The organism is Coriobacteriia bacterium (genome assembly GCA_013334745.1).
GTDB lineage: Bacteria > Actinomycetota > Coriobacteriia > Anaerosomatales > JAAXUF01 > JAAXWY01.
On the sequence record JAAXWY010000011.1, the window covers coordinates 25460 to 40368 of the forward strand.

Sequence of the window (14909 nt, forward strand, 5' to 3'; positions counted from 1 at the left end):
GAAACCTGGAAGTGATGAACCGCGTGCCAGAACGAATCCTCGATTCCATAGAGGCACCGTGTGACGTGAAGGGCCTCTCACAGGCCGAGCTCGCGCAACTCGCCGACGAGATTCGCACCGAGCTCGTGACCACGGTCTCGCAGACCGGCGGTCACCTGGCGCCCAACCTGGGAGCTGTCGAACTCACTCTGGGCATCCATCGTGCGCTTGACTGCCCGAAGGACCGAATCATCTTCGACGTGGGGCATCAGTCCTACGTCCACAAGCTGCTGACTGGCCGGCGCGAACGCTTCTCGACCCTCCGCCAGTACGGCGGTGTGTGCGGGTTCCCCAAGAGAAGCGAGAGCCCCTACGATGCCTTCGACACGGGCCACGCCTCCGATTCGCTCTCGGTCGCACTCGGCTTGGCGCAGGCGCGTGACGCCCGCGGCGGTGACGAAACGGTGCTCGTCGTGATCGGTGATGGCTCCATGACCGGTGGCATGGCGTTCGAGGCGCTCAACCACATCGGGCATCTGGGTGCCAAGGTCGTCATCGTCTTGAACGACAATGAGATGTCGATCTCCGAGAACGTAGGCGCACTGGCCAGTTATCTCGCGCGTGTTCGTCTCGACCCGCGCTACAACCGCCTGCGTGACGGCGTCGAGAACAAGCTCGCATCGACGACGATCGGTCGCGCAATGGTCGATCTTGGCGAGGCCGTTAAGGGATCGTTCAAGCAGCTCGTCGTGCCCGGCATGCTCTTCGAGGAACTCGGGCTGAAGTACGTCGGGCCGATCGACGGGCACGATGTCGAGCAGGTCCAAGAGGCTGTCGAGCGGGCGAGGACGTCAGACGGGCCGGTCATCATCCACGCGGTGACGCGCAAGGGCGCGGGTTACGTGCACGCCGAGGACTCTCCGGACGCATTCCACGGCATCGCGCCGTTCTCGATTGAGACGGGCAAAGCGCACAGCAAGCCCGGGGCGCCGATTAGTTTCACGGAGGCGTTCTCGGACTCGATAGTTGCCGAGGCGGCGCGTGACGACCGCATCGTCGCGATCACCGCTGCGATGCCGTCAGGCACCGGCCTCGATCGATTCGCTGCGACGTACCCGGACCGCTTCTACGACGTCGGCATTGCCGAGCAGCACGCGGTCGGCATGGCTGCCGGCCTTGCACTGGGCGGCATGATTCCCGTGGTCGCGGTGTACTCGACGTTCGCGCAGCGCGCCTACGACCAGATGATGATGGATGTCGCTTTGCAGAACCTGCACGTCGTGTTCTGCCTCGACAGGGCGGGGCTGGTGGGCGAGGACGGCCCCACACATCACGGCGTGTTCGATCTCACCTATCTTCGTTCGATCCCCAACATGATGGTCCTCGCTCCGGCCGATGAGGTCGAGCTTGCTGAGGCGCTTCGAACCGCCATCGCAGCTGATGGCCCGGTTGCGCTGCGTTACCCACGCGGAGCCGGCAGTGGACTCGAGATGCCGCAGCAGCCGGTGGCGTGGGACGCGGCGCAAGCCCAGATTCGGCGTAAGGGTACTGACGTCGCGCTGCTCGCGGTCGGCCGCATGGTCGCCACCGCTGAGGATGCCGCGGACGTGCTGGCCGCACAGGGTATCTCGGCGAGTGTCATCAACGCCCGCTGGGTCAAACCGCTCGACTACGAGACGGTATCGTGGGCGGCGAAGAGCCATCGGCTGCTGGTTACGATCGAAGAGAACACGGCTGTTGGCGGGTTTGGCTCCGGTGTTCTCGAGGCGCTGGCTGACATGGATGTTCAGGTTCCCGTCCTGCGGCTTGCCGTCCCCGATTGCTTCGTGACGCATGGTGCGATGGCGAAGCTTCTCGCGGATGTCGGACTGACCGCAGAGGGTGTATGTGGTGCTGTGCTCGGACGGCTGAGCGGTTTCACTTCGGAAGAGTCCGCCACCGCACACGCTGAGGGAGACGTGCATGACACGGCGCCGCATCGACGCACTACTGGTTGATCGCGGCTTCTTCGCGTCGCGCGAGCGTGCCCGTGCAGCGGTGCTCGCGGGTGAGGTGCGCGTCGCAGGCGAGGTTGTGAACAAGGCCGGGCACTCGGTCGATGAGGACGCCATTATCGAAGTCGCCGAGCGGCGTCGATTCGTCTCACGTGGCGGCGAGAAGCTCGATGGAGCGCTCACGACCTTCGGTCTCGACGTTGCGGGAGTGCGCGCCGTGGACGTGGGAGCATCCACAGGCGGCTTCACCGACTGTCTTCTCCAGCGGGGGGCCGCGAGCGTCGTCGCCGTTGACGTTGGCTACGGACAGCTCGCTTGGTCACTACGCAGCGACCCCAGGGTCACGGTGTTCGAGCGCCTCAACATACGCGCCGCAGACCCGGATGTGCTCGGTGCGCCGTTTGAACTCGTAGTCATCGATGTCTCGTTCATATCGCTGCGCGTCGTCATGCCACATCTCCTCGCCCTCATGGCCCCGCAGAGCGATCTCGTAGCGCTGGTAAAGCCTCAGTTCGAAGCCGGTAAGGGGCGTGTGGGAAAACGGGGCGTGGTCAAGGACGCGGGCGTACACCAAGACGTTCTGGAGGCGGCGGTCGCAACCGCTCGCGAGGGCGGTCTGGTAGTCCGAGATCTGACGTATTCGCCCATCAAGGGTCCGGAAGGTAACATCGAGTTCTGGATGTGGGCGGCGCGATCGGGCGATCCGGCGGGTTCGAGTGCCGAGTCGGTCGTTCAAGCGGCTCACGACGAACTGGGAGGCTGAGCGTGCGGGTTCTGCTCGTACCGAACATACAGAACGCGGCAGCGGTGGGCGCCACCGTTGAGCTTGCAACGTGGCTGATCGCCGAGGGGTTCTCTCCTGTCCTTGCCACCGAGGACGCGCGCGGCGTTGGGCTGGCCGATCTGGGTGTCGCACCTGCCGATATCGGAGAACCGGTCCTCGTAGTCGCCCTCGGCGGGGACGGCACCATTCTCAAGGCGGTGCATCTCCTCGGCGCGGTCGAAGTGCCTGTCATCGGCATCAAGTTCGGCAGGCTCGGGTTCTTGTCGGGCGCACCGGCCGGATCGATGCGTGAAGCGGTGAGCACGGCGCTTGCAGGCGAGGCTCGGATCGAGCGTCGCGCGACGCTGCTCGCCGAGGTCGTCATGGATGGCCGTCCCGTGGGCAGGTACCGCGCGCTCAACGAGATCGTCGTCTCCCGTGGGGCGTCAGCACGTGTCATCGCGTTGGACCTGGGGATCGACGGTCACCCGATCGCCCGGTTCCGGGCCGACGGCATCATCGTGTCGACAGCTACAGGCTCGACGGCGTACGCGCTGTCCGCAGGTGGGCCCATCGTCGCCCCTGGCTTCGATGGCATGGTGGTGGTGCCGGTCGCCGCACACACACTGAAGGCCCGGCCCATCGTCACCGGCAGTCACGAAGTCGTCGAGATCTCCTTGCCCGACCCTTCACGCTCGGACGCATGCCTCATCGTTGACGGCGGACTCGTGCCGTGTCGCCAGACGATCGACAGCGTGACCGTCACGCGCGGCAGCCACGACGTGCTGCTCGTCAAGCTGGACGGTCGCCACTTCTACGGCACCGTCGCCGACGAGTTCTTCGGGGGCTGACGTGCTCGACGAGCTGCACGTCCGCGACCTCGCACTCATCCGGGAAGCGTGGCTCGAGTTCGGGCCGGGCATGACCGTGCTCAGCGGCGAGACCGGCGCGGGCAAGACCGCCCTGCTCGGCGCGCTCAAGCTTCTGTTGGGAGAACGCGCGGATTCGGGAGCGGTTCGCGACGGCGCGCCTGAGGCCACCGTCGAAGGTCGCTTCCGTGCGGGCGAACGCGAGTTGATCGCGCGCCGGCGGGTGAGCGCGGACGGGCGTAGCAGGTGCACCCTGGACGATGAGATGGCGACGGTGGGCGCGCTTGCCGAGCGCATCGGCCCACTCGTCGATCTGCACGGCCAGCATGAGCACCAGGCTCTCCTGTCGCCCGCCACCCACGTGGGATACCTGGACCGCAGGGCGGGGGAGTCGGCTCGAGTCGCGCTGGAGGAGTATCGGACGGCGCGGGAGGCGCATCGCGCAGCCATCACCAGCCGAGATGAACTTGCCGTGCGCATGGCCGAGGCCGCCAAGAACGCCGACTACCTGCGATTCGTGGCCGAGGAGATCGGCCGGGTCGATCCGGTGCCGGGCGAAGACGCTGCGCTTGAGGCGCGACTTCCGGCGCTGCAGCACGGGGAGCGCCTCGCGGAGGCAGCGGGTGAAGCCACGCGCATACTCCGCGCTGACGGGGGCGCACTCGACTCCGTCGCGCGCGCTCAGGCGACGCTGCTCAAGACCGTAGGCGTCGACCCGGCCCTCGATGCGCTTGCAGCGCGTTTGGGCGAGGTCTCGGCACTTACCGACGACGTTTCGGCCGAGCTGCGATCGTATCGGGATGGCATCGAGCATGATGCGGACGCACTCGATCGAGTGCTCGCGCGCCTGTCGGCGCTCAGCGGCCTCACTCGCAAGTACGGGCCAACGCTCGACGATGTGATTGCGGCTCGCGACGCGGCTGACGAAGCGCTCGCAGCGGCCGACGCCGGAGACGAGGCGCGACTGGCGGCCGACGCGGCCGTGGGTGCGGCGCAAGCACAGCTTCAGGCGGCAGCCGACCGGCTGACGGCTGTCCGCGAAGAGGCGGTGCCGGGGTTCGTTGCCGCGCTGGCCGACGCCGTGGCCGAGTTGGCGATGGATGGTACGCGCTTCGAGGTCGACATCGCCGCGCTGCCGTTTGACGCGTGGACGGCGGACGGGCCCCATCGGGTCGAGTTCCTCTACGCACCCGCTGCCGCGCAGAAGTGCCGTCCTTTGTCGCGTATCGCCTCGGGAGGCGAGATTTCGCGCGTGATGTTGGCACTCAAGGGTGTCTTGGGCGCAGCTGACTCGGTCGAGACGCTGGTGTTTGATGAGGTCGACGCGGGAATTGGTGGCGCCACGGCGACAGCGGTCGGTCGACGCCTCGCGCAACTTGGACGGGGTCGACAGGTCATCGTGGTCACCCACCTGGCGCAGGTGGCCGTCTTCGCCGACGCGCATCTGGTCGTCAGCAAGGAGATGGACGGCGGGGACGCGGCTACAACGGTCACGCGAGTCGACGGCGGGGGACGTGTGGCCGAGATCGCGCGCATGCTGTCAGGCAACGACTCCGATGCCGGGCTCGCACACGCCGAGGAGCTGCTCCAAAGCGTCGAGCACCCCGCGCGGTAGGGCTCCGTGCTCGGCCTGCGAAGCACGAATCCGTGCCTGTCCTGTGGTAGCATTCGCACGTGGTGAGCCCGCTCGCTTCACCGTGAGCGAAACGTCGCTGACCCGCCGACAACGACCGGGAGTCGCATGCGCCATCAGGGCATCGCACGCATCGACAGGCGAACCAAGGACCTCACCAAGCGCCTCGGTTCGGACGATGTCGCCATCATCGATCACGTCGACATGGACCGAGTGAGCGCCGAGGGTCTTATCGAGACCGGCGTCGAAGTCGTGGTCAACGTCGCACCGTCGATCTCGGGTGCATATCCCAATGTGGGCCCGCTGCTCTTGACGCGCGCCGGCGTGACGCTGATCGACGCTGTTGGGCCCGCCGTGATGGAGCGAATCCGCGAAGGCGATTCTGTAGTCGTGATCGGTGATGACATCCTCAAGGACGGAGAGGTCATCGCCACCGGCACCCGACTGTCGACGTCTGACATCGAGGCGAAGATGGAGGCCGCCAAGGCAGGTCTCGGCGACCAGCTCGATCGGTTCGCACGAAACACGCTCGAGTACCTCGAACGTGAGCAGTCGATCCTGACCGACGACATGTGGGTACCTCGCACGCGGCACGCGATCGAAGGTCGCCACGTACTCGTCGCGGTACGTGGGTACGACTTCAAGGCGGATCTGCAGGCGCTTCGGCCCTATGTGAGAGAGATGCGCCCGGTACTCATAGGCGTGGACGGTGGGGCCGACGCGATCATCGAGGCGGGATTCAAGCCCGACATCATCGTCGGCGACATGGATTCCGTGACCGATGCCGCTCTGTCGAGCGGAGCGGAGCTGATCGTGCATGCGTACCCGGACGGTAGGGCACCGGGCATGGAGCGGCTGGAGGAGCTTGGGCTGCAAGGCGTCGCGTGGCCTCTTGCCGCGACGAGCGAGGACTTGGCGCTGCTGCTGGCCTGGGAGTCGGGTGCCGACCTGATCGTCGCGGTTGGGACTCACGCGAACCTTGTGGAGTACCTCGACAAGGGACGGAAGGGTATGGCGTCGACCTTCCTCGTCCGACTCAAGGTCGGTCCGAAGCTCGTCGACGCGAAGGGCGTCAACAAGCTCTACCGCGCCTCGGCGAGCCCGTCGCAGCTCATGCCAATCGTACTGGCCGCTTTGGTCGTGGTGACCGCGGTCATCGTCATCTCGCCCGCCGCTCGGTCGTTCATCGAACTGATCATCCTTCGTATCCGCGCCTGGTTTGGCGCCTGACCCCCTTCGTCGTAGGAGCTGCGCCCGATGTACAACCTCCGCTACCACATCGTCTCACTCGTCGCCGTGTTCCTTGCGCTCGCGATCGGTCTCGTTCTCGGCGGGCTCGTCGTCCAGCAGGGCAGCTTCTCGCGCCAGCAGGATGCGCTCGTCTCGGGATTGCAGCGTGACTTCCGCAAGCTGAAGAACGAGAACTCGAGGCTGAAGAAGGAAGTTGCCCTCCAGAACAGCTACTCCGAGCAGATCACGAGCGCTTGGGCCAAGAACCGACTCAAGGGTCACGCAGTCGTGATACTCACGAGTGGCGCGGAGAAGGAGGGCGCTGCGGCTGCAGCGGCCGACGTGAGAACCGCGGGCGGTACGCCTGTCACCGTGACGATTTTGAAGCGCGAGTTCGGACTCAACGACGAGAAGGTCGTCTCCGCGCTGCGATCCGTGGTCGCGACCGACGCCGACCTGCGTCCATCCCTGCCGGCGTCACTCGCTGCGGAGTGGACGACACCTGATGAGCCACGACCGATGACGGATGCGCTCGTAAAGGCGGGTGCGATCAAGGTGGCCGGGTTCAAGGGCTCGAAGGTGGCGACCGACCTCGTCAGCGTCGCCGCGTTCCTCAAGGAACCCGACGCTGTCGCTCTCGACATCGGCCGAGCCTACGCGGACTCCGGCTACTACGCGATCGGGGCCCAGACCCCGACGAGTGGTACGGGAGTGGCAGCGGCAGCAGTCGCACGTCGACTCTCCGCGTTCGACACCCTTGGGACGCAACCCGGCCGCTTCACCCTTGTGGCGTTGCTGAGTGGCGGGGAGCAGGGGTACTTCGGGCTCAGCGCGAACACGATCAAGCCGTTCCCGGCCTTGCCCGACGACCAGTAGCGAGCGTCTAGGCGGACCGGTCGTCGCTCACGCCGGCGTGATGCCGCTCGGATGCGAGTTTGGCCAGCGCGAGTGACACGTGCACGAACTGGCGGCCCCGGTGCACAAACCCCGACACGTCCCGGCCTGTCGCGGCGTGCGCCATCGTGGTCGGCACCTCCAACAGACGGAAGCCTGCACGAAGTGCCCGAACGGTGAGTCCGACCTCGACGCCGTAGCCGCTGAGGAAGGGCCGGGTTCGCGCCAGGCATTCGCCGGTGATCGCGCGCTGACCCGACAGGGGAGCGTTTGCCGTGAACGGGCCGCCGTAGCGCACGATGCCCCACCGGGCGAGCCGCATCACGAAGCCGAAGCCCGCCTTGCCTTCGGGGCGAGGGAACGTGGCGATCGTCATGTCGGCTTCGCCCGCGACGATCGGTCCGAGCAGGGCGGCACCCTGACTCGCCGTCTCGCCGAGGTCGCCATCGAGCAAGAGCACGATGTCCGCATTCTCGACGCGCTTGGCTCCCGCTTCAAGCGCTCCGCCCTTGCCGGCGTTGCCGAACATGCGGACGACCTTGGCGCCGGCCCGCTCGGCGAGGATGGCGGTGTCATCCTCACTTCCATCGTCGACGACCACGACTCGCGTCACGCCATCGATCGCCAGTGCGGCCTCCACCGTGGCAGCGATCCGCTCGGCCTCGTCGTGTGCGGGTATGAGGACTGCGATGTCCACCTTATGCTCCTCGTCCGAACCGGCGGGCGATCGTGCGTCTCGCCAGCGTCATACCGCTGGCGACCTCGGCCACGCCGAGGATGCGTCCGACACCGAAAGCGATGCCGAGGCCAACGATTCCGCCGAGCGTGACTTGAATCAGTGCCCCGCCGGGGTTGCCCGCCAGACCCGGGGACGCCCAGGTGATCGCCCATGCTGCGGCTCCACCAATGGCTGATGCGAACGCCATGCGCGCGAACGTCCAGGTCACACCACTCGAGTCGAAGCCGCCGATCCGCCTACGAAGCAGCAGCCCGAGTGTCACGGAGATGCAGAAGTATGCGGCGACGTCAGCCATGGGGATGCCGTTGATGCCGATGCCGGCCCACTCACCGACGCCGGTCGACAGCACCACGTAGAGCGTGATCTGCACGCCGATCGTGAGCGCAAGGTTCACCCACATGGGTGTCTTCGTGTCCTTCAACGAGTAGAACGTGCGCAGCAGGAACATCGTGAGCGCGTAGAAGATCAGCCCGGCTGCCCACCAGCGCAGTGCGCCCGCGACGAGCGGGATGTCCTCGGCTGTGAAGGCGCCGACTCGGTACAGCGTCACGAGCGGCACCGCGAGCGCCACCATCACCGCTGAGGCTGGCAACATCATCACGCCGGTTGCACGTAACCCGCGCGCAAAGGTCTGCTTGAAGGCGACCATGTCGGTCTTGCCGGCCGAGTCGGAAAGCTCGGTGAACACGGCGGTGGCCAGTGCCACAGCTAGGATGCCGTAAGGGAGCTGGTAGAAGACCCACGCGTAGGTGAGGACCGAGACGCCCTTCTCGGACACGGCCAGCGCCGAGGAGTTGCGAAACGACACCGCGACGAGGTTGGTGACCACGTAGATGAACGTCGGGATCGCGAGGCGCAGCATACGTCGCACCGCAGGGTCGCGAAGACCCAGCCCCGCCGAGTACTTCCAGCCTGACTTAAACACCGCCGGAACCTGCACCGCGAACATGACGAAGACGGCGAGCGTGGTCCCGAGCGCGAGGACGATCGCTGCCGGGCCGGCTGCGGTCGCCTGTCCCGACACGTCGCCACCGAGCGCCACGAACGCAAGCATCGCACCGATGGCCACGACGTTGTTGAACACGGGTCCAACAGCCGGCCAGAAGTACTGCCTGCGGGAGTTGAGCAGGCCCGAGATGATGGAGCCGGCGCCGTACAGGACGACCTGCAGGGCGAAGAAGCGGAAGAAGAACGTGGCCGCGGGCACGACCTTGGCGGCCTCCTGCGGAGACATCCGGAACGTCTGCGTCCAGATGAACGGTTCGGGGAAGATCGTGCCGATGACGCCGATGACGCCAAGGCACAGGAGCGCGAGGTTGAAGACGCGACTCGAAAACGCCCACGCCGCGTCGTCGCCCGTCTGCTCGCGCAGTTCCATGAACATCGGGATGAAGAGCGACGAGATTATGCCGCCTGCTACGAGCTCGAAGATCATGTTGGGGATGTTGTTGGCGACGCTGTACGCAGACATCAGGCCCGTCGCTCCGAGCGCGAAGGCGGTGGCCCAGATGCGTAGGAAGCCCGTGATGCGTGAGAGCATCGTGAGTGTCGACATCATCGCTGTCGATCTGGCGATGGACGGCTTGCTGATGGTGCGCGCCTCCGGGTTCGGCGGCCGAGAAGGCCGCGTCTGAATGGATCGGCCGCTTCACACCGGCCAGCACAAGTGTACCCGAGCGGCTCGCGGCGCACCCTGCAGTATTCGCTATACTGACCTCGGGCACAGTTGCCCGGACGCGGCGCGCCCGCACCGGATCACCCCTAGTCGAACCGAGGCGGCGAACGCGACACACTCGTGTCAGTGCAGCCGCATGGAGCGGGAATGAAGCGAGTCTGGCCGATAGTCGCCATATTCGCCGCCGTTATGGTGGCGTGCGTAGCCGCCCCTCCTCTCACCACCACCGCAGCAGCCGCAACCGCAGCGCAATCCAAGGATCGAACCGTCTATCTGGTCATCGCGCCGTATCTGACCTGGGCCGATGTCACAGCGACGTCGACCCCCTCCCTGTGGCGCATCGCCGAGCAAGGCGCGGTCGCCAGCGTCAACGCCCGGAGTCGTGTCCGGAAGTCGGGCACAGGGGCGACAGCGCTCGAGGGTGCGCTCGCGATCTCGTCAGGCGTCTGGGCGCTACCCGATTGGGCGGCTCCTGCTGCGTTCAACGCGAGCGAGACGGTCGCCGGTGGTACCGCAGCAGAGTCGTACCGGCGCACAGTCGGGGACTCGACCGACGATGCCGACATCGTGTTCTTGGGGCTGCCGATCATCGAGCGTGCCAATCGCAAAGGATCGGTCGACGTGCAGCTGGGTACGCTCGGCGAGACGATCACCTCTGCGGGCGGTGTGACTGCGGCCATCGGGAACTCCGATACCGGGTACAGCGATGCGCCCGAGTTTCAGCGACCCGCGGCCGTCGCGTCGATGGATGCATCGGGGCTCGTCGCATTCGGCGACGTGTCGGCGGCGCTGCTTGCGACGTCGACCGCGGCTCCGTACGCGCGAGGGACCGACCCCATGCGCTTCGCGAACGCGCTTGCGAGCGCACTTCAGCGAGTTGAGGCGCACGGCGGACCCGCACTGGTGGTGCTCGATGCGGGCGACCTCGCTCGCGCCCGCGACTTCTCGTGGCAGGTGGATCCGACGGTCGCCGCGCGCCAGCGCGCAGAGGCGGTCGCAGCGCTCGACCACGTTGTCGGCCTAGCGGTAGACGCCCGTGGTCCCGATGACGTGGTCATCGTCGCGTCACAGGCCCTCTTCGCCGACCCAAGCGGAGATGCAGAGGGTTTCGGTCCGCTGCTCGTGCTCGGCGAAGGCTTCGAAGGCTTCGCCACAGCGTCATCGACGCACCGGATGGGGCTGGTGACCAACATTGACATCACTGCGACCGTGCTTGAGGCGCTCCGGCTCGAGCGCCCCGTACAGGTGCTTGGCAGTCCCATCAACACACTGAGCACCGACAAAGATGCGTCTTCGCGTATCGCCTACTTGAGTCGGCAGTCGGACGTTCTTGTCGCGATCAATCAGGTGAAGCCTGCGGTCTCTCGCACGATGGTGGTGCTGGCCGTTCTCGCATTCGCGTTGACCCTGGCTCTCGCGCTCCTTGCATCCCCAACGCCGGGCACGGTCACGGTGCTTGCGATGACGGCCCGAGGAGCGCTGCTGCTGGCGCTGGCGATTCCATGTGCGGTCTGGCTCGCCGCGATCGTGCTCCCGGCGCCTGGCTCGGGTGCCGCAGCCGGGGCCGCGATCGCGCTTGGCACCGTCGCGCTCGCCGCGCCGCTCTTCGCGTTGTCGCGTCGGCTTCCCATTCGTGCGCCGGTGGCCGTGCTGTGCCTCCTTACGTCACTCACGCTGCTGGCCGAGCAGTTCGTCGGGGCACCCCTCTCGCTCCTGTCGGCACTCAGCTACTCGGCGCTACTCGGCGCGCGCTACTACGGTATCGGCAACGAGACCGCGGCGATCGTGTTCGGTTCGCTGGTCGTCGGTTGCGCGCTACTCATCGACGCGTGGCCACGGGCCCGCTGGGTGGAGATGCTGCGATCCTGGGGCGTCGCTGTGCTCGGAGTCGTGTTCGTGGGCGTCGCCGTCGCGCCGGCTCTGGGTGCCAACGTCGGTGTCGCCATCTGGGGAACCGCGGGCTTCGCGCTTGCTGCGCTGCTGTTGAGGGGCGTCCGTCTGACTCCGGGGCGCGTCGGGCTGATCATCGTGGGTGCGGTGATGGTCGTGGGTGTGTTCGCCGCGGTCGACGTGTTCGGCGGTGGAGCGCAGACGCACCTCGCACGAGCGCTTGAAGGTGCGGACAGGGGTGGTGTTGGAACGCTGTGGACGATCATCGTGCGTAAGGCCGGCGCGAACGCGCGGGTGCTTGGCAGTACCGAACTGACGTGGATCCTCGTATCGGCCGCAGCGCTCGGCGCCTTGGTACGGTGGCGCCGACCCGCCGTGTGGACCAGTCTTCGCTCCGCCAACGCGGCCCTGTTTGCCGTGGCGACCGCAGCGATTGGCGCGGGCATCGTCGCCTTCTTCACTGAAGACTCCGGAATCGTCATCCCGTCCTACATGGCCCTGTACGTCGGGGGCGCGTTCGCGTGGATGTTGTTGGCCCGTTTGGGCGACATCGAGGCGGTGAACCGCGATGACTCCGATCGTCAGTGACGTGGTCGCAGTTGCGTTCGCGCTGCTCGGCGCGGTCGTTATCCCTTGGGTCGGGATGAGCATGTTCGTGCCGACACTCGAGGCTGACATGACGTCCGGTGTCACCAACTACCGTGGCCGGCGGGTCGTGCTGGGTCTGGGTGTCGTCTGGGTCATGTGGGCCGTGGGCATGTCCGTTGCTGCGGGTGCGCTCGACACCGCAGCATTCATCTGGGCGTCGTGGGGTCCTATGCCCACCGGTGGTTCGTTCATGGTGTTCGCTCCCACTGTGCTCGTGCTCGGCGCCTTTGCCTTCGGCTTCATCGACGACTCGTTCGGAACGTCTGCCGAGCGCGGTTTCCGTGGACACCTCGCGGCGCTCACGCGGGGGCGCCTCACCACCGGCGGTCTCAAGCTGCTGGGGATCGGACTCTTGTCAGCCGCAGCCGCGCTGACGGATTCGATGCGCATCGTTCAAAGTCACGGCCTACCCCTGGCACTTGTTCGTTGGGTTGCCGCGACATTCGCTATCGCCCTGACGGCGAATCTGCTGAACCTCATGGATCTGCGTCCCGGTCGGGCGCTCAAGGTGTACTCGGCTCTGGTCGGGATGATTGCGTTGACCGCGCTGCTCAGTTCAGGTGCGTTGCGCATCCCCGCACTGCTGCTCGTGATCATGCTTGGACCCGTCATCGCGGTCTGGCGGTTCGATGTCGGCGAGCGTGCGATGCTGGGCGACGCCGGAGCGAATGCGGCAGGGGTGCTTGCCGGCTGGACCGCGGTGACGCTCTTCACGTCGACATCCAACGTCGCCATCTATGCAACGCTCATGTTGCTGCTCAATCTCGCCTCCGAGAAAGTCTCCTTCTCGGCGGTGATCGAGGGTAGCGCGGCACTTCGATGGCTCGATTCGCTTGGCAGGAAAGCGCCGGATTCGGGCACAGACACAACATCGGATGAAACCGGTCGCTCAATCGCAACCGGAGAGAAGTAGAATCACCTACGGGTCGGGTCAACACGCGTCGGCTAAAGGAGCTGGGACACACACATGGCGACAAAGCACATCTTCGTGACCGGAGGCGTCGTCTCCTCGCTAGGCAAGGGCATCACCGCAGCATCGCTCGGACGCTTGCTCAAGTCGCGGGGGATGAAGGTGACCATCCAGAAGCTCGACCCGTATCTCAACGTCGACCCCGGCACCATGAGTCCGTTCCAGCACGGTGAGGTTTTCGTGACCGATGACGGCGCCGAGACCGATCTGGACCTGGGGCACTACGAGCGCTTCATCGACGAGTCGCTGACGCGTGACTGTAACGTCACTGCCGGCTCGGTCTACCAAACACTCATCGGCAAGGAGCGCCGCGGCGACTTCCTCGGCGGCACCGTGCAGGTCATCCCGCACGTGACCAACGAGATCAAGGACCGCATCAACCGCCTCGCCGAGCAGACCCAGCCCGACGTCATCATCACCGAGGTCGGCGGCACCGTCGGCGACATCGAATCGCTGCCGTTTCTTGAGGCGATCCGCCAGCTCAAGAAGGACAAGGGTCGCGAGAACGTCTGCTACATCCACGTGACACTCGTGCCGTGGATCGCGGCATCGAGCGAGTTGAAGACCAAGCCGACGCAGCACTCGGTCAAGGAGCTGCGCTCAATCGGTATCACGCCCGACTTCATCGTGTGCCGTTCCGACCGTCCTATCGACGTCGGCATCCGTCGCAAGATCGCGCTGTTCTGCGACGTCGATCCCCGAGCCGTTGTCTCGGCGCTCGACGCGCGCTCGATTTACGAGGTGCCCGATAATCTGCGCGCTCAGGCTCTCGACGAGATGGTCATCGAGCGTCTGCACCTCAAGTGCGGCGCGCCGGATATGACCGAGTGGGACGCGTTCGTCGCTCACTCCGCCTCACTGTCCGACGAGGTCAACATCGGCCTGGTTGGCAAGTACGTCGCGCTTCCTGATGCGTACCTCTCAGTCAACGAGGCGCTCGACCATGCCGGCATCTTCCACGACGTGAAGGTCCACACGCACTGGCTGGACGCCGAGTCGCTCACCCCGGAGGAGGTCGACCAGCTTCTCATGAAGATGGACGGCATTCTCGTGCCAGGCGGATTCGGCATCCGCGGCATCGAGGGCAAGATCCGCGCAGCGTGCTATGCCCGCGAGAACAAGGTGCCGTACTTCGGTATCTGCCTTGGAATGCAGGTTGCCGTCGCCGAGTTCGCGCGTCACGTGGCTGGCCTCACCGGCGCCAACTCAGCCGAGTTCGATCCGGTCACCGAGCACCCCGTCATCGACCTGATGCTCGAGCAGCAGGACGTCGAGGACATGGGCGGCAGCATGCGCCTCGGTACCTATCCGTGCCAGGTCACTCCCGGCACCAAGGGTCATGAGGCGTACGGTGAAGACCTCATCTACGAGCGTCATCGCCACCGCTACGAGGTAAACAACGCCTACCGAGACAAGCTCACCGAGGCGGGCATGGTCATCAGCGGACTGTCGCCTGATGGCAAGCTCGTCGAGATGATCGAGCTGCCGGACCACCCGTGGTTCCTCGGCAATCAGGGTCATCCCGAGTTCAAGAGCCGTCCCACCCGGCCGGCACCGCTCTTCCGTGACTTCATCGGCGCCGCTGTGACGTACAAGAACGGCCGCTGAGCGCAGATGAGGGCCGG

General features: G+C 65.9%; 11 protein-coding genes. 9 read left to right on the forward strand and 2 right to left on the reverse strand.

The window, feature by feature from the left end; translation table 11 throughout:
• Positions 1 to 23 precede the first annotated feature (23 nt).
• From HGB10_04725 to HGB10_04750, 6 genes are all read left to right on the forward strand, one after another.
• A complete protein-coding gene (locus HGB10_04725; protein NTU71106.1) occupies positions 24 to 1976 on the forward strand; it encodes a 1-deoxy-D-xylulose-5-phosphate synthase in 1953 nt (650 codons plus the stop codon).
• Positions 1942 to 2736 carry a TlyA family RNA methyltransferase gene (locus HGB10_04730; GenBank protein ID NTU71107.1) on the forward strand — a complete coding sequence of 265 codons (795 nt, stop codon included), beginning with the start codon at positions 1942 to 1944 and terminating at the stop codon, positions 2734 to 2736. Before HGB10_04725 ends, HGB10_04730 begins: the two co-directional genes overlap by 35 nt.
• Before the next feature lie 2 nt (positions 2737 to 2738).
• Positions 2739 to 3587: an NAD(+)/NADH kinase gene (locus tag HGB10_04735; GenBank protein NTU71108.1), complete on the forward strand. Its 849-nt coding sequence runs from the start codon at positions 2739 to 2741 to the stop codon at positions 3585 to 3587.
• Between the two features lies 1 nt (position 3588).
• Positions 3589 to 5220 carry a DNA repair protein RecN gene (gene recN / locus HGB10_04740; protein NTU71109.1) on the forward strand — a complete coding sequence of 544 codons (1632 nt, stop codon included), beginning with the start codon at positions 3589 to 3591 and terminating at the stop codon, positions 5218 to 5220.
• Between the two features lie 126 nt (positions 5221 to 5346).
• Positions 5347 to 6468, forward strand: a complete 1122-nt coding sequence (locus tag HGB10_04745) for a hypothetical protein (GenBank protein NTU71110.1) — start codon at positions 5347 to 5349, stop codon at positions 6466 to 6468.
• 27 nt (positions 6469 to 6495) lie between these two features.
• Positions 6496 to 7344: a copper transporter gene (locus HGB10_04750; protein ID NTU71111.1), complete on the forward strand. Its 849-nt coding sequence runs from the start codon at positions 6496 to 6498 to the stop codon at positions 7342 to 7344.
• A gap of 7 nt (positions 7345 to 7351) precedes the next feature.
• Here HGB10_04750 and HGB10_04755 read toward each other — a convergent pair whose 3' ends face one another.
• Positions 7352 to 8053 carry a glycosyltransferase family 2 protein gene (locus HGB10_04755; protein ID NTU71112.1) on the reverse strand — a complete coding sequence of 234 codons (702 nt, stop codon included), beginning with the start codon at positions 8051 to 8053 and terminating at the stop codon, positions 7352 to 7354.
• 7 nt (positions 8054 to 8060) lie between these two features.
• Positions 8061 to 9641: a murein biosynthesis integral membrane protein MurJ gene (murJ, locus tag HGB10_04760; GenBank protein ID NTU71113.1), complete on the reverse strand. Its 1581-nt coding sequence runs from the start codon at positions 9639 to 9641 to the stop codon at positions 8061 to 8063.
• A 282-nt stretch (positions 9642 to 9923) separates the two neighbouring features.
• Between murJ and HGB10_04765 the strand changes: the two genes are divergently transcribed.
• Genes HGB10_04765 through HGB10_04775 form a run of 3 tightly spaced genes read left to right on the forward strand, consistent with a single transcriptional unit; the run spans position 9924 to position 14892 of the window.
• Entirely contained in the window at positions 9924 to 12254 is a 2331-nt protein-coding gene (locus HGB10_04765) for a hypothetical protein (protein ID NTU71114.1), read from the forward strand.
• Positions 12235 to 13227, forward strand: coding sequence for a hypothetical protein (locus tag HGB10_04770; protein NTU71115.1), 993 nt, complete (start codon positions 12235 to 12237; stop codon positions 13225 to 13227). Before HGB10_04765 ends, HGB10_04770 begins: the two co-directional genes overlap by 20 nt.
• Positions 13228 to 13281: 54 nt before the next feature.
• The gene (locus HGB10_04775; protein NTU71116.1) at positions 13282 to 14892 is read left to right on the forward strand and encodes a CTP synthase; all 1611 of its coding nucleotides are present in this window, start codon (positions 13282 to 13284) and stop codon (positions 14890 to 14892) included.
• The last annotated feature ends 17 nt before the right edge of the window (positions 14893 to 14909 follow it).

What these genes read in the sequence shown, in the direction of transcription:
- HGB10_04770 (NTU71115.1), top strand. Translation starts at nt 12,235, where the DNA reads ATGACTCCGATCGTCAGTGACGTGGTCGCAGTTGCGTTCGCGCTGCTC.
- HGB10_04750 (NTU71111.1), top strand. Translation starts at nt 6,496, where the DNA reads ATGTACAACCTCCGCTACCACATCGTCTCACTCGTCGCCGTGTTCCTT.
- murJ (NTU71113.1), bottom strand. Translation starts at nt 9,641, where the DNA reads ATGCTCTCACGCATCACGGGCTTCCTACGCATCTGGGCCACCGCCTTC.
- HGB10_04745 (NTU71110.1), top strand. Translation starts at nt 5,347, where the DNA reads ATGCGCCATCAGGGCATCGCACGCATCGACAGGCGAACCAAGGACCTC.
- HGB10_04765 (NTU71114.1), top strand. Translation starts at nt 9,924, where the DNA reads ATGAAGCGAGTCTGGCCGATAGTCGCCATATTCGCCGCCGTTATGGTG.
- HGB10_04730 (NTU71107.1), top strand. Translation starts at nt 1,942, where the DNA reads ATGACACGGCGCCGCATCGACGCACTACTGGTTGATCGCGGCTTCTTC.
- HGB10_04775 (NTU71116.1), top strand. Translation starts at nt 13,282, where the DNA reads ATGGCGACAAAGCACATCTTCGTGACCGGAGGCGTCGTCTCCTCGCTA.